Here is an 18,936-nt window from a genome sequence, read left to right as displayed (position 1 = left end):
TTAATAACATCAGAAAATATGGGGATGTTTGGTATTAGGGAACCTTCGATGAATAAGGCTAGGCTACATAAAGCCAGCAGTCTCGTTACCCTGGGTCTACGTAGTCAATTATTGATTTGGTCTTTTCATTGGCAAGACGATGGGAGTGGGCAAGGGCAGGCGAGAGCCTTGTGGCAACAACAGCGTCACCATGATGGCGTTGCGTCTTTAAGACATTAGCCAATGTCAAAGTGGTATTTAATCTACTTTTTTTGTGTAGGTTTCCAAACGGTTCGACTAGATTTAAAAAACAAGGCGGGTAGCTAAAAAATAAATAAACCATGCCATGTCAGACCAGTTAATGTCAGAAGGATACGCCAATGTTCAACAACAAGCTAAAGCGCGAGCTTTCAGTTCAGGCCGACAGAATCGTCGAGCAGGATGCGATGCTGGCTGCGATCAACCGCTCGATGGCGGTGATCGAGTTCAAGCCGGATGGCACTATTCTTACTGCCAACGACAACTTCCTGAACACGGTGGGGTACACGCTGCAGGAGGTCCAGGGCAAGCATCACCGGATCTTCTGCGAAGAGCAGTACACCCGCTCGGTAGCCTATGGCGAGTTCTGGGCCAAGCTTGGACGCGGCGAGTTTGTCGCGGGGGAGTTCAAGCGCGTGAATCGTTCGGGCCATGTCTTGTGGCTGGAGGCCTCTTACAATCCGGTGATCGGTCGTGATGGTCGTGTCGTGAAGGTCGTCAAGTTCGCCTCCGACGTGACCAAGACAGTCCATGAGGCGCACGAGCATCACAGCAAGATCAATGCGATTAGCCGCGCCATGGCGACGATCGAGTTCAATCTCGACGGCACCGTCATCACTGCTAACGACAATTTCCTGAACACGGTGGGTTTCTCGCTGAGTGAGATTCAGGGCAAGCATCACCGTCTGTTCTGTGAGCCTGGCTATGCCAGTTCACATGAGTACGTCGAGTTCTGGAACAAGCTAAACCGTGGCGAGTTCGTGTCCGGGCAGTTTCAGCGGATGCATCGCAGTGGCCGCCCCCTGTGGCTCGAGGCCTCGTACAACCCGGTGTTCAACGAGGACGGCAAGGTTTACAAGGTGGTGAAGTTCGCCATGGACATCTCCGCGCATGTGATAAGCGTCAACAAGGACGTCGAAAATGCCAAGCAAGCGTACAAGATCTCGGAGAGCACCGAGACCATCTCGGCCCAGGGCGCGTCGGTGATCGAAACGGCCGCCGCCGAGATGCGCCGTATCGCCGACAGTGCGCGTCAGTCGGCGAGCATGATCGAGGAATTGGGCGCGCAGTCATCCCAGATCACTTCGATCGTCAACACCATTCACGATATTGCCGACCAGACCAACCTGCTGGCGCTGAACGCGGCGATAGAGGCGGCACGAGCCGGCGAGCAGGGGCGGGGCTTCGCCGTGGTGGCCGACGAGGTGCGCAAGCTGGCCGAGCGCACCAGCAGCTCGACCACCGAAATCGCCGGCATGATCGACAAGATCCGCGAAGGTACCCACACCGCGATCGACAGCATGACATCGATGCTGAAGCAGGCCGAGCAGGGCGTAGTGCTGGCCAACGATGCGGGCGAGGCGATCGGCAAGATTCGTGAAAGCACCAACCAGGTGGTGCGGGTGATCAACGAGTTTTCGGCGGTCTCGGCGTTGAAAAGCACGCACTAGGGGCGAAAACCAAGGGGGTGAAACCCGGCGCTGAGCCGGGCTTTCTTATGGCTTCGGCCCAGAGGGACAGAGGGTGGATCGGCTCTCAGGCATCGGCACTGTCCGACCATCCCTCGCGGTCGCCCACCTGCAGCACCCTGTCTTCGGGCACGATGTCGCCGGCGCCTATCGTTTCCTGTGATTTGAGGGCAGTGTAGATCGGCGTGAAGTCCGGCGCGGTGGCATCGAACAGCTGGGCGAAGCTGTCGATCACGAAGTAACTCTTCTGGAAGGTGTCGATGCGGTAGCGGGTACGCATGATCCGCTCCAGATCGAAACCGATCCGGTTCGGGCTGGCGCTCTCCAGACAATACACCGACTCGGACTGGCTCGACACGATGCCGGCGCCGTAGATGCGAAGGCCGTTCGGGGTGACGATCAGGCCGAACTCGACGGTGTACCAGTAGAGCCGAGCCAGCATCGGCAGCGCGCCGAGCGCCTTGGCTTTCATCCCGCCCTGGCCGTAGGCCTGCAGGTAGTCGGCGAACACCGGGTTCATCAGCAGCGGCACATGGCCGAACAGGTCGTGGAATACGTCCGGCTCCTGCAGGTAGTCGAGCTGATGCGGCTCGCGAATCCACCAGGTGACCGGGAAGCGGCGGTTGGCCAGGTGCTCGAAGAACACCTCGTCCGGAATCAGTCCCGGCACCGCGATCAGGCGCCAGCCGGTCGCCGCGACGAGCTTTTCGTTGAGCCGTTCGAAATTAGGCACCCGGTCGGCGTCGACATCGAGCGCGGCGAGGCCATCCAGGAATTCATCACAGACCCGGCCCGGCAGCAAGGCGCACTGGCGACGGTACAGCGTTGCCCAGGTGGCATGATCTTCGGCGCTGTAGCGTTCGAGCGGCTGTGGCAGCGTGAAGTCGGCGGCATGCTCGAGGCCAGTGTTTTTGCGGGCGGTGATATCGGGAGCGACAAACTCGCTGGGGGCGTTCATGGCACGACAAATCCGGCTAGGGTTGGAACTATCAGTGTACGCAGCCACGCGCGCGGCAGGGCCGCAAAATTTGCCTGTGGCTGCGCTATTTTGCATACTTCCCGCATTAGAGTGGGTATTGGTGCGTGAAATGAGCAATGTCGATTTGGATCGCTTCGATTGTCTGATTCTGGAGGCGCTGCAGCGCGATGCGCGCGCCACGCATCAGAAACTGTCGCAGGAAGTGCCGCTGTCACCATCGCAGATCGGCCGGCGTATTCAGCGGCTGGAGGAATCCGGCGTGATCGAGGGCTACCATGTGTCGCTGCGCGCCGAGCGGCTCGGTCTGTCGGTGGTGGCATTTGCCAACGTCAGCCTTGAAAAGCATATGGAAAGCTCGCTGCGCGAATTTGCCGAGGCAATTGCCGAGCTGCCCGAGGTGCTGGACTGCTATGCGGCAGCCGGCGAGGCCGATTACCTGCTGCGCATCGTGGTGCCGGACCTGCCGTCGCTGTCGCGCTTCGTGATGAACAAGCTGATGAGCCTGCCGCTGGTGCGCAGCGTGAAATCGACGGTGACGCTGGAGGCGATCAAGCAGACCAGCCGGCTGCCGCTGCCGCCGCACTGAGAGCGGTCAAGCCCCGAGCCGGTGCGGGGCCCTTGCCCAGGCAGCGATGGCGTGGATGTCGGTCGGGCCGGTGCGGCAGCAACCGCCGATCAACCGTGCTCCGGCTGCGGCCCAGCCGCGCGCGTTGTCGGCAAATGCGGTAGCGTCGTGGGTGCCGTGCCAGCATTTGTGCACGGTGTCGTAGTCCTCGCCGGAGTTGGGGTAGACCAGCAACGGCTTGCGAGTGGCCTGGCGTGCGTCCTGTAGCAGTGGCGGGATGTGCCGGGGGGCGGTGCAGTTGACGCCGACCGCGATCAGTTGAGTGCAGTCGTCGAGTTCGGCCAGACAGTCGGCCAGCGGCTGACCTTCGCTGACATGGTGTTCGTCGCAGCAGGAGAAGCTCAGCCAGGCGCGGACGTCGGGAAATTCCTCGGTCAACAACCGCGCCAGCGCGCGTGCCTCGCTCGGGCAGGGCAGCGTCTCACAGGCCAGCAGATCTGGTCCGGCCGCCAGAAGGGCAGCGAGGCGCGGGCGGTGAAAATCCATCAGCGCTGTTTCGCTCAGGCCGTAATGGCCCCGGTATTCCGAGCCGTCGGCCAGTGTCGCCCCATAGGGGCCAACCGAGGCCGCCACCAGCGGTCGCAACCGGCCTTCCCGGTTGGCCGGGTCGGCCCAGAAGTCGTCGCGCGCCTCGCGGGCCAGCGTCACCGACAAGTGCAGTAGCGCCTCGGCTTCTTCATCCGACAGCCCTCGCCGGGCAAAGCCGGCGAAACTCGCCTGATAGCTGGCGCTGGTCGCCACATCGGCACCGGCGCGAAAATAGTCGCGATGAACGTCACGAATCAGCGCCGGTTGCTCGATCAGCAACCGCGCCGACCAGAGCGGGTCGGCCAAGTCGGCACCGCGCCGTTCCAACTCGGAGGCGAGCGCGCCATCCAGTACCAGCACATGTTGCCGCTTCAGGAACGGCGCGAGCAAGGGATCGAGGCTCACGGCTGGCTCCGCGCCAGCTCGGCCCGGCCGCCCAGCCCGTCGAAACACACGCTCAGCATGTGGGCGACGATGGCGTCGTCGTCGAGTTTGCCGTAGAGGCGCAGGTATTCCACCGCCGGGTCGCAGCTACGCGCGTAGTAGCTGAACAGGATCACGTCGTTGGGCAGGTCGCGTCGCAGCTCGCCGGCCTGCTTGGCCTCTTCGACGATCATCTCCAGCGTCTTGTTCAGCTTCAGCACCCGCGGCACATAGCGCAGGTTGCGCGTCAGCATCTCGCGCACCTGCGGGCTGGTGGACGGCAGGAAGGGCAGGCCACCGGCCAGCCGCACCCGCATCGCTGATTCGAGCAGGTCGCGCAGCCGGTCCAGCGGTGACAGCTCGGCCGGCTGGGCGGCCAGGTAGTCGAGCGTGGCATCGAGCAGGCGGATCATCACCTCGCTGACCAGCTCTTCCTTGGACTTGAAGTGCTTGTACAGGCTGGGCTTGGAGATGCCCACCTCGTTGGCGACATCGTCCATCGTCATCAGATCGAAGCCCTTGCTGGCCAGAAGCCGGGTGGTGGCATCCAGCACCGCGCTTTCGCGCAGCTGGAAAGCCTGATCCTTGAAGCTGAGTTTGCTCAAGATACTCATCGGTACCACCTTTTACTGATCGGTAGATTTTTTTCCAACCTAGTTCTACGCTTCATCTTAGCATCGTCCAAAGCACCGCCAAGCGGCAAATCCACCCAGGGTCAGCGAGGAGTCGACGTGAAGCAGAGCACGGAGCACCGCCAACGTATCGCCGTAATCGGTGCGGGTATCGCCGGGCTGGCCAGTGCCTACTTTCTGAGCCGCCGTCACGAAGTGACGCTGTACGAGGCCAACCGCTACCTGGGCGGCCATACCAACACGGTGGATGTGACGCTGGATGGTCAGACCCACCCGGTCGACACCGGTTTTCTGGTGTTCAACGATTGCACCTATCCCAATCTGATTGCGCTGTTCGCCGAGCTCGGCGTGGACGTCTATCCCAGTGACATGTCGTTTGCCGTGTCGCTGGACAACGGTGCCAGCGAGTGGGCCGGCACCGACTTCGATACCTTGTTCGCGCAGCGCCGCCACCTGCTGTCGCCGCGTTTTCTCGGCATGCTGCGCGACATCCTGCGCTTCAATACCGCTGCCGAACGCCATCTGGCCGAGGTGAGCCGCAGTGGCGTCACACTGGGGCAGCTGCTGGACGGCGGCGGCTATGGCACGGCCTTCCGGGACGCCTACTTGCTGCCGATGGCGGCGGCGATCTGGTCGAGCGCCACCAACGACATCCTGCGCTTCCCGGCCCAGACCTTCCTGCGCTTCTGTCTCAACCACGGCCTGCTGCAGATCCGCAACCGGCCGCAGTGGCGCACCGTGCTGGGAGGCGGGCGCAATTACGTGCAGCGGCTGGCCGCGCGGTTGGCGCTGGTGAAGCTGGATTACCGGGTCTGGCAGGTGCGGCGCGACGAGCAGGGCGTGGAGGTGTTCGGCACCGGCGGGCGCGAACGCTACGACGCGGTGGTGCTGGCCACCCACGCGCCCGAGACGCTGCGGCTGCTGGCCGATGCCGACGCCGACGAGATGTCGCTGCTCGGCGCGGTGCGCTACCAGCCCAACGTGGCCGTGCTGCACACCGACCCGCATCTGCTGCCACGCCGCCGCAAGGTGTGGTCGGCCTGGAACTATCTGGGCGGGGCGCAGCGCGACGGCGCCCGGCCGACCTGCGTCAGCTACCTGATCAACAAGCTGCAGCCGTTGCCCTTCGCCAGGCCAGTGATCGTGACCCTCAACCCCTTCACGATGCCCGATCCTCGCCAGGAGCTCGCCCGCTTCGACTACCACCATCCGCTGTTCGACCAGGCGGCCATCGCCGCTCAGCAGCGTCTGCCGGGCCTGCAGGGACGGCGACGGACCTGGTTTGCCGGCGCCTGGACCGGCTACGGCTTCCACGAGGACGGGCTGAAATCGGCGCTGCGGGTCGCCGATGACTTCGGCCTGGCGCCGCATTGGGCGAGGTGCTGAGATGGCGGCCGGTTATCTGCTGATCGGACGGGTGATGCACGCGCGCCTGCGCCCGGTCGCGCACCGCTTCACCTACCCGGTGTTCTGCCTGCGCCTCAACCTGGCCGAACTGGCCAGTCTGGAGAATCGCTGGTTCGGCATCGACCGCCGCCGGCCGATGTCGCTTCGGCTGCGCGACTATGGCCCGCGCGACGGTTCCGATCTGCTGACGTGGATACGCGGGGTGCTGTCCGACGCCGGGTTGCCGGCCGACGGCGAAGTGTGGCTGCAGACCTTTCCGCGCCTGTTCGGCTACGTGTTCAACCCGGTCAGCTTCTGGTACTGCCACGATGCCGGCGGGACGCTGCGCGCGGTACTGGCCGAGGTCAACAACACCTTCGGCGAACACCACCGCTACCTGCTCAGCACCGCCGACGGCGGGCCGATCGGGCCTGGCACCAAACTGGGCTGCCGCAAGCGACTGCACGTGTCGCCGTTCTGCGAGGTGGTCGGCGGCTATCGCTTCCGCTTCGTCGACCGGCCCGGGAAAAGCTTTGTCGGCATCGACTACGAAGACGAGGCCGGACTGCTGCTGCGCACCTCGATTGGCGGGCGGCTGCAACCGTGGACGCCGGCCAGTCTGCGCAATGCCCTGTTCGGCCAACCGTGGCAGGCGCTGGCGGTGATCGTGCGCATCCACTGGCAGGCGCTGCGCCTCTGGCTCAAGCGCGTGCCGTTTCACCGCAAGCCGGCCGCGCCGGAACACTCTCTCAGCCATGGTCCGGAGGTACTGCCATGACCAGCACCCACACCCTTGTCCGGCCAACCGGTGCGGCGCCGGCCGCAGCCCGCGTTTTCCTCCGTCTGCTTGGGCGACTGCGTCACGGCCACCTGCGCCTGATCGCGCCGGACGGCAGCCGGCTGCTGTTCGGCGACCTGCACCACCCGGTGCGGGCGGAGCTGCAGCTCTACGACTGGCGGGCTTGTGCCGCGATCCTGCGCGGCGGCGACATCGGCTTCGCGGAGGCCTGGCGCGATGGCTGGCTCGATACCCCTGACCTGGTGGCGCTGTTGAGTCTGGTGCTGCAGAACGAGGCGGCGATGGGGCGTGCGCTGCATGGCGGGGTGCTGGCCGGCGTCTGGTACTGGCTGCGGCACTGGTTGCGGACGAACAGCCGGGCGGGCAGCCGCCGCAACATCCATGCTCACTACGATCTGGGCAACGACTTCTACCGGCTTTGGCTCGACGAAAGCTGGAGCTACTCCTGCGCCTGGTTCGGCGGCGACTTCGGCCAGAGTCTGACGGCGGCGCAGCGGGCCAAGAATCAGCGCATCATTGAGGTGCTGGGTTTGCAGCCGGGCATGCGTGTGCTCGAGATCGGCTGCGGCTGGGGCGGCTTTGCCGAACAGGCCTGCCGGCAGGGCATCGCGGTGCACGGTGTGACGCTGTCACCCTCGCAGATGGCCTTCGCCAGTCGCCGGCTGGCTGGCCAGTCGCTGGCGACGCTGACTCTGTGTGACTACCGCGACCTGCACGGCGAATACGACGCCATCGTGTCGGTCGAGATGTTCGAGGCAGTGGGCGAGCGTTACTGGCCGGGCTACTTCAAGACGCTGCGCCGCTGCCTGAGGCCAGGAGGCCAGGCGCTGGTGCAGAGCATCACCATAGACGAGGTGCTGTTCGAGCGCTATCGGCACGGCAGCGACTTCATCCAGCAGTTCATCTTCCCCGGCGGCATGCTCCCCAGCCGCGAACGCTTCCAGTCCGCCGCCTCCCGCCAAAGGCTAGTGCTGCGTGACCGGGCCGACTTCGGCACCGACTATGCCGAAACGCTGCGGCGCTGGCGGGCCGCCTTCGAGGCGCAGCGCGAGGCAGTGCGGGCGCTGGGTTTCGACGAAGCCTTCATACGGACCTGGCTGCTCTACCTCTGCTACTGCGAGGTCGGCTTCGATGCCGGCCGCACTGGAGTGAGCCAGTTCCTGCTGCGCAAGGAGTAAGCCATGCTCAGACCATTGTTGTTAGCTGCGCTGCTGAGCCTGGCCATGCCGGCAGGCGCCGACACCCTGTGGGGCAGCGATGTGCCGGGGTCGCGCCTGGTGGGCCAGGGCGAGTTCCGCTACCTGGGCTTCGACATCTACACCGCGCGGCTGTGGAGCACCCGGCTGCCCTTCGACCACAATGCGCCGTTCGCGCTGGAACTGACCTACCACCGCTCGATCAGCCGCGAACGCTTCGTCGACAGCAGCATCGACGAGCTGCGCCGGCTGTTCGGCAACGCGCTGAGCGAGGGCAAGCTGGCGCGCTGGCGCGAGTTGATGACGCTGGCTTTCATCGACGTGGAGCCGGGCGATCAGCTGGTCGGCGTGTTCCTGCCGGGCCAGGGTTGCCGCTTCTACAGCCGTGACCGCTTGCTCGCGGTGGTGCGCGACACCGAGTTCGCGCGGGCTTTTTTCGCCATCTGGCTGGCACCCAATACCCGCGACACCGGATTGCGTGCGCAATTGACCGGGGGTGCGCCGTGAAAGCACTGTTTGCCTACGGCCTGCTTGGCTTGCCGCTGGCGATGGTGGCCCTGCCGGTGTACGTGCAGGCGCCGACCTTCTACGCCGCGCGGCTCGGCCTGCCGCTGGGGCTGACCGGCATGGTGCTGTTTGCCGCGCGGCTGTTCGACACGGTGCAGGATCCGTGGCTGGGCCGGCTGATAGATGCGCTGTACCAGCGGGGTCAGCTACGCCGCCTGCTGTGGGGTGCGGCGCTGCTGCTCGCGCTGGCCTTCTACGGGCTGTGGCGGCCTCCGCTAGGCGGCGCGACCGCACTGGCGGTCTGGTTCGCGCTAATGCTGGCGGGCTGCTATCTGGCGCACAGTGTGCTCAACATCGCCTATCTCGCCTGGGGGGCTAGGTTGGCCGAACGCCAGCGGGTCGCCGCCGCCGCGTGGCGCGAAGGCGCGGGGCTGGTCGGTGTGGTGGTCGCCAGCGTGGTGCCGGCCTGGCTGCTACATCAGCCGGCAGCCTTGGCCGAACGCGGCCTGGGCGGATTCGTGCTGGGTTTTGCTCTGCTGCTGGGCGTGGCGCTGGCCGCGCTGTTTGCCGCCGCGCCGGTGTGGTGCGAGCGCGGCGAGCCGGCCCGCTCCAACTGGCGCGCGCCACTGGCCAATCCGGCGTTTCGCCGTCTGCTGCTGCCGTATTTTCTCAATGCGCTGTCGGTGTCGATTCCGGCGACGCTGGCGCTGTTCTTCATCGACGATCGCATCGGCGCCCCTCAGTGGGCCGGCGGCTTCCTGGCCGCCTATTTCCTGGCCGGTGCGGCCGGCTTGCCGGCCTGGACCCGCTTGGCGGGCTGGCTCGGCGTGGCTAGCGCCTGGCGCTGGGGCATGCTGGCGGCGGTGGTCGCCTTCGCCTCGGCCGTCACGCTGGGGCCGGGCGAGGCATGGGCCTACCTCGCCGTGTGCGTGTTGGCTGGCTTGGCGCTGGGGGCGGACCTGGCATTGCCGCCGGTGCTGCTGGCACGGCTGATTCCGGCAGAGCAGGCACCGGCCGGCTATTTCGGTCTGTGGAGCTTGCTCGGCAAGCTGGCATTGGCCCTGTCCGGCTTGGCGCTGCCGTTGCTCGCTCAGCTGGGGTACCGGCCCGGCCATGCCGGGGAAGCCGGCCTGGCTCTGGCGCTGGTGTATGCAGGTCTGCCCTGTCTGATCAAACTGCTGGCGCTCGTGACCCTGCGGGGCGGCTGGCTGGAGAGGCCTGTGGCTGCCGCATCTTAGCCGCCGCCTTCAGGAGGAGATCATGAAGCGTTCTGCTGTGTTGCTTGGGGTGAGTATGCTGCTTGGAGCCTGTGTATCGCCTGACGTCAGTCACTACCGTAACGAGCAGCCGGCCTTCGATCCGGCCAGCTACTTTGTTGGCACTACCGACGCCTGGGGGATGTTCCAGAAGCGCAGCGGCGAGGTGGTGAAGCGCTTCCGGGTGGTGGTGAAAGGTCGGCTGGACGACGGACGGCTGATTCTCGACGAGAGCTTCCGTTACAGCGACGGCAGCACGCAGCGGCGCGTCTGGATCCTGGTGAAGCAGCCTGATGGGCGCTGGCAGGGCACCGCCGGCGACGTGGTCGGCGTGGCGCGCGGCGAGGGCGCCGGCAATGCGTTGCACTGGCAGTACACGCTGCGCCTGCCGGTGGACGGCAGCGAGTACGAGGTGGCGATGGACGACTGGATGTACCTGATCGATGCCGACACGCTGGTCAACCGCACCCGCATGAGCAAGCTCGGCTTCGAGCTCGGCAATGTGACGCTGTTCTTCCGCAAGCGGCAGAAAGATTGATCATGCTGCTTCCCTACAACCCTCCGCGCCACGACTGGCGGGGCTGCCGGGTCTGGATCATCGGCGCCTCCAGCGGCATCGGCCGGGCGCTGGCGCAGTCGCTGCTGGCGCAGGGTGCGCGCGTGGCCCTGTCAGCCCGCCATGCCGAGCGTCTGGATGAGGTGGCAGCCGGTTCGGCCATGGCGCTGGTGCTGCCGCTGGATGCCGCTGATCTTGCTGCCTGGTCCGACGCGTATGCCACAGTGCATCAGCACTGGGGCGGGCTGGACCTGATACTGTTCTGTGCCGCCGAATACCGACCGCAACGCAGCTGGGAGCTACAGGCGGCCGAGGTGAAGCGCATGCTGGAGGTGAACCTGGCGAGCGTCTATTACGGGGTGGAAACAGTGCTGCCTGCCATGCTGGCCGAAGGCCGCGGCGGTATCGCGGTGATCGCCAGCGTGGCCGGCTATCTCGGTCTGCCCGGCGCCACCGTATACGGGCCGACCAAGGCGGCGCTGATCAACCTGGCTGAGCTGCTCTACTGCGACCTACACGGCAAGGGCCTGGCAGTGTACTTGATCAACCCTGGCTTCGTGAAGACGCCGCTTACCGCCAAGAACGCCTTCGCCATGCCGGCGCTGCAGACGCCGGAACAGGCGGCCACCGCGATTTTGCACGGCATCGAGCGCGGCCGTTTCGAGATTCACTTTCCGCGCCGTTTCACCCTGTGGATGAAGCTGGCGCAGCTGCTGCCCTACCGTCTGAGGCTCAGGCAGCTAGGCAGGGCGCTGGGTGGCTAGAGAGGGCTTATTCGCGGGCTGCGCAGGCGCCGGCTGCGGCCAGCTCCTCGAGCAGCGCGGCGGTAGCGCTGCCGCTGACCGTGAACGGATCAAGCGCCGGGGTGGTCGAATATTTCAGCAGCAGCGACAGGTTGACCTTGTCGAGTCGCACCTTGGCCATGGTCCAGTTGGCGTAATGGCGGGAGTCGATCTCCTGATACTGCAACAGGGTCAGACCGGTGTGACGCGGGTCGTGCTGCAGGGTGGCGAACAGGCGGTTTACCTGTTCACGCCCACCTTCCAATACCTGTACGAACACATCCCCGCTGAAGCCGAGCATGCCGGTGATGCCGTTGGCGAGGTTGTGACGGGACGAGGCAGCGATGATCTCTTCGATGAGCTCGTGGCCGATGGGCTTGCAGGCCCGACTGGCGTATATCAAGCGTACCAGCATGCTACCTCCCGCTTCAGGTCATTTCATCAGCGCCAGGAACTCGCGCCGCAGGTTGGCGTCGCGCAGGAACGAGCCGCGCATCACGCTGTTGATCATCTTCGATTCGGTGTCCTTCACGCCGCGCCAGTGCATGCAGAAGTGGTCGGCTTCCATCACGATGGCGAGGCCGTCCGGCTGCAGACGCTCCATCAAGAGGTCGGCCACTTGCGACACGGCCTCTTCCTGAATCTGCGGGCGGCTCATCACCCACTCGATCAGGCGGGCATACTTCGACAGGCCGATCAGGTTGGAGTGCTCGTTCGGCATTACGCCGACCCACACCTTGCCAATGATCGGGCACAGGTGATGCGAGCAGGCGCTACGCACCCGGATCGGGCCGACGATCATCAGCTCATTCAGCTGCTCGATGTTCGGAAACTCGGTCACCGGCGGGATCTGCTTGTAACGGCCTCGGAACACTTCCTGGATGTACATTTTGGCGACGCGGCGCGCGGTGTCCTGGGTGTTGTGGTCGCTATCGGTATCGATGACCAGGCTTTCCAGCACCCCTTGCAGCTTGCTGCGAACCTCTTCCTGAAGCAGGTCGAGCTCGCCTTCTTTCACGAAGGCGGAGATATTGTCATTGGCGTGAAAGCGGGCCCCCGCAGCCTGGATCCGTGCGCGAATGCGTTCCGATACCGGTTGTTCTGGGGTACTGCCGGAAGAAGTGTCTATGGGCATGGGATTCATATTGCTGAAGTGGCTAGCTTCAGCCTAGTTGATCTGTCGGGATTGACTATGTGGCCGAGCCATTTTCGGGTCCGGACGGGCTTCGGTCATTCGGTCAGCGCCGGGCAAGCCCATGGCGGAACCGGGGCGGTCAGGCCGTCCTCCCCCGTTAGTGTAAAGACGAAGAAAATGCGGGGGCAAGTCGTACTTGCAGCGAATTCCACCCCACCTGTCGGATAGCATGGCATCGGGGCTGACAGAGTGGAAAATTTTAGCCATTTTTATGCAACAACCATGTCGGCACGGCTGGTGAAGACCCGGTTGCGGCCGGCATGTTTGGCCCGGTAAAGCGCGGCATCTGCTTGGGCGAGCATCTGTTCCGGTGTCATTGCCGCTTCGCTACGGCAGGTGTAGAGCCCTGCACTCACCGTCACATTCCCCTTGTCATTGCGGTCCCGGGCCAACTGTAGCGCCATGACGGCACAACGGAAGCGCTCGGCGATCTTGAGTGCCGTGTCCTCGTCGGTATTCGGCAGGATCGCGACAAACTCCTCCCCGCCGAAACGGGCCACTACATCGCCTTCGCGCAGCTGGCTGGCCAGGCAGCGGGCAATCTTGCGGATGCACCGGTCACCGGCCAGGTGGCCGTGGCGGTCGTTGTATTGCTTGAAGAAATCAATGTCCACCATTAAGAGTGAAAACGGGCGGCCATGGCGTCGCTGCGAAGCGACTTCGCGGCTCAGCGCGGTGTCGAAATAGCGACGCGAGAACAAGCCGGTCAGCCCGTCGCGGATCGATTCTTCGTAGGCATGCAGGTAGGAGGATCGCAGCCGCTGCTGCATCTTCAGCACCTCGTAGAGCAGGGCGCCCAGGATGATTGCCGCGGCGGACAACTCGAAGAAGCGCGAGGTGTACCAGCCGACGGTGAAGCGTGCCGCGCCAGCGAAGTTCACCAGCAGATACAGGATGTAGGAGTAGCTGCCCAGGGCCAGCCAGCCATAGAAGCTGTGACGCAGTCGTGTCACCCACAGAATGCTGGTGAGGGCGGCGACCCAGGCCATTACCATCATGAAGCCGACCCCGCCGTAGGCAAGCGTAGCGTAGCTGCCCGACGGGCTGATCAACAGCGGTAGCCGGGTGCCTTCAATGAAGAGGAACCGGTCCAGTGCCAGCGTGACGACGGCCGGTCCGAAGACAAAGCCGCCCAGCGCCCAGTTCAGGTGGCGCTTGGGGACAGTGTGATTGGGCGACAGTTTGAGCAGCAGCATCGCCAGCACGATCAGCAACGGAAAGCCGCAGAGCCGGGTGATCCACATCCATACGCCGACATGGCTGCGGCTGCCCAGATAGCCCACCTCGCTGAACACCCCGGGCGAAGTGGCAACCTGCATTGCCGCCATCAGCGCGGAATAGCCGAACGCGCTACCCAACAGGCCGACCGTGGTCCGACGGGTGAGGTAAAACTGCAACGTGATCAGGTAGGCGATGATGCTGTTGTTGACGGCCAGGGCGGTGGCGAATACCGGGAACAGGACAGGCACCTTGGGTGCCTGGGCGCTGGCATACGGAAAGATCGCTGCGGCGGCAATGGTCATCAGCGTGGCGACCGAGCCTGCGGTCAGCCGGCTCAAGCGAGTCGGCGCCGCTGTAAAGCCATCCTGCATGGGGGTCAGTTTGGTAATGGATGAGGCCCTGAATTTTATAAGGTTTTCCTATAATTCAGTTAATAAATCATATGGATTGTTGTTTTTGGTGTAATTATTTTATTGACATGTTACATATTCAGAACACCGAACGGCCGGTCAGCGTGGTGAAGTGCTCCAGCGCCATCGCGCCAGCCAGCGAGTTGCCGTTCTCGTCGAGGGCCGGTGACCACACCGCGACGGCGAGTTCGCCCGGCAGGATTGCCAGGATGCCGCCGCCAACGCCACTCTTGGCTGGCAGGCCTACCCGGAAGGCGAAGTCGCCGGCTGCGTCGTAGGTGCCGCAGGTCAACAGGATGGCGTTGATCCGTTTGGCCTCGCTCGGGGTCAACAGCGCCTCGCCGCTGGCGGGTACGGTACCGTGGTTGGCTAGTAACAGTCCGGCGGTGGCGAGCTCCTGGCAGCTCATCCGCACTGCGCACTGGCGGAAGTAGCTTTGCAGCACCGTGTCGACCGGGCTGTCGAGATTACCAAAGCTCTTGATGAAGTTGGCCATCGCCGCGTTGCGATAGCCGTGCTCGGCCTCAGATTCGGCCACCGCCGAGTCGAAGTTGAGATCGGTGGCACCGCTCAAGCGCCGCAGAAATTCCAGCACGGCGCGGTCGGCCTGCACGAAGTGGCGGCACAGCACGTCGGTGATCACCAGGGCGCCGGCATTGATGAACGGGTTGCGCGGGATGCCTTGCTCATGCTCCAGCTGTACCAGTGAGTTGAACGGGTTGCCCGACGGCTCGCGGCCCACTCGCTGCCACAGGGTTTCCTTCTTCATCCGCAGCGCCATGAGTAGCGTGAACAGCTTGGAGATACTCTGGATGGAGAAGCGCTCGTCGGCGTCGCCCACTGCAAAGCGCCGACCATCCAGCGTATGCACCGCCATCGCGAACTTGTCGGCCGGCACCTTGGCCAGCTCCGGAATGTAGTCGGCGACCCGGCCCTGCGCGGCGAGCGGGCGCACTTTGGCAGCGATGGTCTCTAGGATGGCTTGATAGTCGGGGGAGGCGGTCATGGTTGCGCTCGTCTGTGAAACGTTGGCCGAAGGCCCCGCTAAGTGCACCGGGGGCACCGGAATAAAAAAAGGCCCGATCATGATCGGGCCTCGTTCGGATGACAAGCGGTCGTGCCGCGCGATTTCTCAGGCAGAAGGCGGCGCGTCCCGGTCAGCGGTCGGCATTTTCCCACAGCAGCGCGGCGCTGTCCTGAGCCGGAGCAGGGGAGGGGGTGCCACCATTGCGACGCTCGACGCGGTGCTGCAGATACTGCAGCAGCATGCGTACCGGCCGGCCGGTGGCGCCTTCCTTGCGGCTGGCGGTGCCGGCGATGTCCAGGTGCGCCCAGTCGGTCTCGCCGACGAAGCGCGACAGGAAGCAGGCAGCGGTGATGCTGCCGGCCGCCTTGCCGCCGATGTTGGCGAGATCCGCAAACGGGCTGTCGAGCTGCTTCTGGTAGTCGTCGAACAGCGGCATCGGCCAGACGCGGTCGCCGCTGTCGTCCCCCGCGGCGATCAGCTCGCGTGCCAGCGACTGCTTGTTGCAGAACAGGCCGCTGGCCACATGGCCGAGTGCCACCACGCAGGCGCCGGTCAGCGTCGCCACGTCGATCAGCACCGCCGGCTTGAAGCGCAACGCGTAGGTCAGCGCGTCGCACAGCAAGAGCCGCCCTTCGGCGTCGGTGTTGAGCACCTCGATGGTCTGACCGGACATCGTGGTGACGATATCGCCCGGGCGCAGTGCCTGGCCCGAGGGCAGGTTTTCGCAGGTCGGGATAACCACCACCAGGTTCAGCGGTAGCATCAGCGCCTGCACCGCGCGGAACACTCCGAGCAGCGCGGCGGCGCCGGCCATGTCGTACTTCATCGCGTCCATGTCGGCGGCCGGCTTCAGTGAGATGCCGCCGGCGTCGAAGGTGATGCCCTTGCCGACCAGCACCACTGGTGCTTCATCGGAGTTGGCCGCGCCGCGATGCTCCAGCACGATCAGCCGAGGCGGCTCTACCGAACCTTGGGCCACCGCCAGGAAGGAGCCCATCTTGAGCTCGGCGATCTGCGTCTCGTCCAGCACCTCCACGCGGCTAGCAGTGCCTTCGGCTAACTGCTGCGCCACGTCGGCAAGATAGGACGGGGTGCAGACATTACCCGGCAGGTTCGCGAGGTCGCGGGTCAGCACCAGGCCATCGGCAGTGGCGCGGCCACGCACCAGGCCGGTCTCTCCGTCCTTTAGCTCGCGTCGACCCGGCACGCCCAGCGCGATCTTCACCACGCCGGGGGCAGGTTCGCTGCGGCGCTTGAACGGCTCGAAGCGGTACAGCGCTTCGGCAAACGCCACCACCGCCTGTTCGACCTTCCAGTCGAGGCTGCGCTCGCGCACATAGAGCTCGGGCAGATAGGCGACCACCTCGGTGGCCTTGAGTCCGGCGAGGGCGGTGCCGGCGGCTTGGCAGGCCTTCGTGTACTCGGCACCGTGGAAATCCTTCTCCTTGCCGAGGCCCACCAGCAACACCCGGCTGCACGGCAGTTTCGGCACATAGGGCAAGAGCAGGGTGCTGCCGAGCTTGGCGTCGAAGCTGCCGCGCTTCACCGCCTCGGAGAGCGCGCCGTCGCCGTCGCGGTTCAGTGCGCAGGCCGCGATGCTCAGTTTGCCCGATTCATACACGCCGACAATCACGCAGTCGGTACGCTGCTTGTCCGGTCGGCCACTGGTGACGGTAAATTCCGTTGTTGGCTTGTTCAACATGTTCATTCCTTACGCTTGGGCCAGCAGGCACGAGCTGTGCGTGCCACCTCCCAATGACTTCAGTACCGGCACCTCCTGCGCGCACCGTTCCTGCGCCTGCGGGCAGCGGGTGCGGAACACGCAGCCGGACGGCGGGTTGATCGGGCTGGGCAGGTCGCCTTGCAGGATCTGGATCTGCTTGTTCTTTTCCAGGCGCGGGTCGGGGATCGGGATTGCCGACAAGAGCGCGCGGGTGTACGGATGGCTCGGGCGGGCATACAGCGCCTGCTTCTCTGCCAGCTCCATCTCGCGGCCCAGATACATCACCAGGATGCGGTCGGAGATGTGCTTCACCACCGCCAGGTCGTGGGCGATGAAGATCAACGCCAGGCCCATCTCGCGCTGCAAAGCTTTCAGCAGGTTGATGATCTGCGCCTGGATCGACACGTCCAACGCCGACACCGGCTCGTCGCAGATGATCAGCTTCGGCTCCAGGATCAGCGCGCGGGCGATGCCGATGCGTTGGCACTGACCACCCGAGAACTCGTGCGGGTAGCGGTTGATCATCTGCTCGCGCAGGCCGACCTTGGCCATCATCGCCTTGACGCGCTTCATTACTTCGTCGGCCGACAGTTCGGGACGGTGCACGCGTAGCGGCTCGCCGATGATCTGTGCGACGGTCATGCGCGGGTTGAGCGACGCCAGCGGGTCTTGGAAGATCATCTGGATGTCTTTACGGACGTGCAGCCAATCCTGGTCGCTGCCCCTGCGCAGGTCCCGGCCCATCCAGACGATCTCGCCACCGGTGGCGGGGATCAGGTTGAGGATGGCGCGGGACAGTGTCGACTTGCCGCAGCCGGATTCGCCGACCACGCCGAGCGTCTCGCCCGGATACAGGTCGAAGCTGACGCCGTCGACGGCCTTCAGGGTTTTTTTCGGGGTCCAGGGCCAGGCGTTGCTGTTCTTCACCTGGAAGTGCACCTTGACGTTGCGAACCGACAGCAGCGGTTGTTGGGCGTGATCAGGCATGGGCCACCTCGCGGATGTCGATCAGTTCGTGGGCAGACTTGTGGCAGGCGCGCAGCACGCGGCCATCGTGTTCGGCCGGCATCAGCGGCGGCAGCTCGGTGGCGCAGCGGTTGCTTACGTGGCTGCAGCGTTCGGCGAATGGGCAGCCCTTGGGCGGTTGCGCCATGTTCGGCGGATTGCCCGGGATGCTGACCAGTTCGCTGCCATCGTGGTCAAGGCGCGGCAGCGCACCCAACAGGCCGATGGTGTAGGGGTGGCTGGCCCGGTAGAACAGGCTGTCGGCGTCGCCCTGTTCCATCACGCGGCCGCCGTACATCACCAGCACCTTCTCGCACAGCCCGGCGACCACGCCGAGGTCATGGGTGATCATCACGATGGCGGTGCCGAAGTCGCGCTGCAGGTCCTTCAACAGTTGCAGGATCTGCGCCTGCACCGTCACGTCCAGTGCGGTGGTCGGCTCGTCGGCGATCAGCACTTCCGGTTCGCACAACAAGGCCATCGCGATCATCACGCGCTGGCGCATGCCGCCCGAGAACTCGTGCGGGTACATATCGATGCGCCGTGCCGCTTCGGGGATGCGCACCGCTTCCAAGAGTTCGATCGCGCGCTTCTTCGCCTCGCGGCGGGTCATGCCCTTGTGCAGCTCCAGCACCTCGGTCATCTGCCGCTCCACCGTCAGGTAGGGGTTCAGCGAGGTCATCGGATCCTGGAAGATCATCGACAGGCGGTCACCGCGGATGCCGTTGAGCTCCTTTGCCGACATGGACAAGAGGTTCTGGCCCTTGTACAGCGCTTCACCGTTGGTCTGGCCGTTCTTGGCCAGGAGCCCCATCAGTGCCAGCACGGTCTGGCTCTTGCCGGAGCCGGATTCGCCGACGATGCCGAGGGTCTGGCCGCGTTCCAGTTCGAAATTGACGCCGTTCACGGCGCTGACGATACCGTCGTTGGTCTGGAACTGGACCCCGAGGTTGCGTACTTTCAACAGACTCATCGGGGTC

19 protein-coding genes are annotated in these 18,936 nt (G+C 64.5%); 9 read left to right on the top strand and 10 right to left on the bottom strand.

The window, feature by feature from the left end:
* The first annotated feature begins 359 nt into the window (after window positions 1-359).
* Window positions 360-1,688 (top strand): methyl-accepting chemotaxis protein, encoded by a 1,329-nt coding sequence (locus tag QU481_RS10160; RefSeq protein WP_289829855.1) that lies wholly within the window; start codon window positions 360-362, stop codon window positions 1,686-1,688.
* Between the two features lie 85 nt (window positions 1,689-1,773).
* Here the strand turns inward: QU481_RS10160 and phhA are convergent, their stop codons facing one another.
* A complete protein-coding gene (gene phhA, locus QU481_RS10155; RefSeq protein WP_289829854.1) occupies window positions 1,774-2,664 on the bottom strand; it encodes a phenylalanine 4-monooxygenase in 891 nt (296 codons plus the stop codon).
* A gap of 130 nt (window positions 2,665-2,794) precedes the next feature.
* On the opposite strand from phhA, the gene QU481_RS10150 reads away from it, so the two are divergent.
* Window positions 2,795-3,271 (top strand): Lrp/AsnC family transcriptional regulator, encoded by a 477-nt coding sequence (locus QU481_RS10150; protein WP_289829853.1) that lies wholly within the window; start codon window positions 2,795-2,797, stop codon window positions 3,269-3,271.
* A gap of 6 nt (window positions 3,272-3,277) precedes the next feature.
* Here QU481_RS10150 and mmuM read toward each other — a convergent pair whose 3' ends face one another.
* Both mmuM and QU481_RS10140 read right to left on the bottom strand, forming a co-directional pair.
* A complete protein-coding gene (gene mmuM, locus QU481_RS10145; protein ID WP_289829852.1) occupies window positions 3,278-4,243 on the bottom strand; it encodes a homocysteine S-methyltransferase in 966 nt (321 codons plus the stop codon).
* A complete protein-coding gene (locus QU481_RS10140) occupies window positions 4,240-4,875 on the bottom strand; it encodes a TetR/AcrR family transcriptional regulator (protein WP_289829851.1) in 636 nt (211 codons plus the stop codon). The genes mmuM and QU481_RS10140 overlap by 4 nt, the downstream gene beginning before the upstream one ends.
* A 117-nt stretch (window positions 4,876-4,992) precedes the next feature.
* Between QU481_RS10140 and QU481_RS10135 the strand changes: the two genes are divergently transcribed.
* From QU481_RS10135 to QU481_RS10105, 7 genes are read left to right on the top strand one after another with little or no spacing between them, the layout of a single operon-like run.
* Window positions 4,993-6,279 carry an NAD(P)/FAD-dependent oxidoreductase gene (locus QU481_RS10135; RefSeq protein WP_289829849.1) on the top strand — a complete coding sequence of 429 codons (1,287 nt, stop codon included), beginning with the start codon at window positions 4,993-4,995 and terminating at the stop codon, window positions 6,277-6,279.
* Between the two features lies 1 nt (window position 6,280).
* Window positions 6,281-7,057 carry a DUF1365 domain-containing protein gene (locus tag QU481_RS10130; protein ID WP_289829847.1) on the top strand — a complete coding sequence of 259 codons (777 nt, stop codon included), beginning with the start codon at window positions 6,281-6,283 and terminating at the stop codon, window positions 7,055-7,057.
* On the top strand, window positions 7,054-8,256 hold the full coding sequence (locus tag QU481_RS10125; protein WP_289829846.1) for an SAM-dependent methyltransferase: 1,203 nt from the start codon (window positions 7,054-7,056) through the stop codon (window positions 8,254-8,256). Before QU481_RS10130 ends, QU481_RS10125 begins: the two co-directional genes overlap by 4 nt.
* Before the next feature lie 3 nt (window positions 8,257-8,259).
* Window positions 8,260-8,781, top strand: coding sequence for a chalcone isomerase family protein (locus QU481_RS10120; protein ID WP_289829845.1), 522 nt, complete (start codon window positions 8,260-8,262; stop codon window positions 8,779-8,781).
* A complete protein-coding gene (locus tag QU481_RS10115) occupies window positions 8,778-10,019 on the top strand; it encodes an MFS transporter (RefSeq protein WP_289829844.1) in 1,242 nt (413 codons plus the stop codon). Before QU481_RS10120 ends, QU481_RS10115 begins: the two co-directional genes overlap by 4 nt.
* Before the next feature lie 22 nt (window positions 10,020-10,041).
* Window positions 10,042-10,575, top strand: coding sequence for a DUF3833 domain-containing protein (locus tag QU481_RS10110; protein ID WP_289829843.1), 534 nt, complete (start codon window positions 10,042-10,044; stop codon window positions 10,573-10,575).
* 2 nt (window positions 10,576-10,577) lie between these two features.
* Window positions 10,578-11,357: an SDR family NAD(P)-dependent oxidoreductase gene (locus QU481_RS10105; protein ID WP_289829841.1), complete on the top strand. Its 780-nt coding sequence runs from the start codon at window positions 10,578-10,580 to the stop codon at window positions 11,355-11,357.
* 7 nt (window positions 11,358-11,364) lie between these two features.
* Here the strand turns inward: QU481_RS10105 and QU481_RS10100 are convergent, their stop codons facing one another.
* The 7 genes from QU481_RS10100 to QU481_RS10070 all read right to left on the bottom strand — a co-directional run bounded on the left by QU481_RS10100 (window position 11,365) and on the right by QU481_RS10070 (window position 18,929).
* On the bottom strand, window positions 11,365-11,790 hold the full coding sequence (locus QU481_RS10100; RefSeq protein ID WP_289829840.1) for a BLUF domain-containing protein: 426 nt from the start codon (window positions 11,788-11,790) through the stop codon (window positions 11,365-11,367).
* Between the two features lie 18 nt (window positions 11,791-11,808).
* Window positions 11,809-12,510 (bottom strand): GTP cyclohydrolase I, encoded by a 702-nt coding sequence (gene folE, locus QU481_RS10095; RefSeq protein ID WP_289829839.1) that lies wholly within the window; start codon window positions 12,508-12,510, stop codon window positions 11,809-11,811.
* 269 nt (window positions 12,511-12,779) lie between these two features.
* Window positions 12,780-14,162, bottom strand: a complete 1,383-nt coding sequence (locus QU481_RS10090; RefSeq protein WP_289829838.1) for a sensor domain-containing diguanylate cyclase — start codon at window positions 14,160-14,162, stop codon at window positions 12,780-12,782.
* A 118-nt stretch (window positions 14,163-14,280) separates the two neighbouring features.
* Window positions 14,281-15,207 (bottom strand): glutaminase, encoded by a 927-nt coding sequence (locus QU481_RS10085; RefSeq protein WP_289829837.1) that lies wholly within the window; start codon window positions 15,205-15,207, stop codon window positions 14,281-14,283.
* Between the two features lie 151 nt (window positions 15,208-15,358).
* A complete protein-coding gene (locus tag QU481_RS10080; RefSeq protein WP_289829836.1) occupies window positions 15,359-16,930 on the bottom strand; it encodes a leucyl aminopeptidase in 1,572 nt (523 codons plus the stop codon).
* Between the two features lie 9 nt (window positions 16,931-16,939).
* Window positions 16,940-17,938: a murein tripeptide/oligopeptide ABC transporter ATP binding protein OppF gene (oppF, locus tag QU481_RS10075; protein WP_289829835.1), complete on the bottom strand. Its 999-nt coding sequence runs from the start codon at window positions 17,936-17,938 to the stop codon at window positions 16,940-16,942.
* Window positions 17,931-18,929, bottom strand: coding sequence for an ABC transporter ATP-binding protein (locus QU481_RS10070; RefSeq protein WP_289829834.1), 999 nt, complete (start codon window positions 18,927-18,929; stop codon window positions 17,931-17,933). The genes oppF and QU481_RS10070 overlap by 8 nt, the downstream gene beginning before the upstream one ends.
* Between the last annotated feature and the right edge of the window lie 7 nt (window positions 18,930-18,936).

Origin of the sequence: Crenobacter oryzisoli, from assembly GCF_030385785.1 — a bacterium.
GTDB classification, from domain to species: Bacteria; Pseudomonadota; Gammaproteobacteria; order Burkholderiales; family Chromobacteriaceae; genus Crenobacter_A; species Crenobacter_A oryzisoli.
Note: the sequence above shows the minus strand (reverse complement) of the source record. Positions and strands in the feature narration are given on the sequence as shown.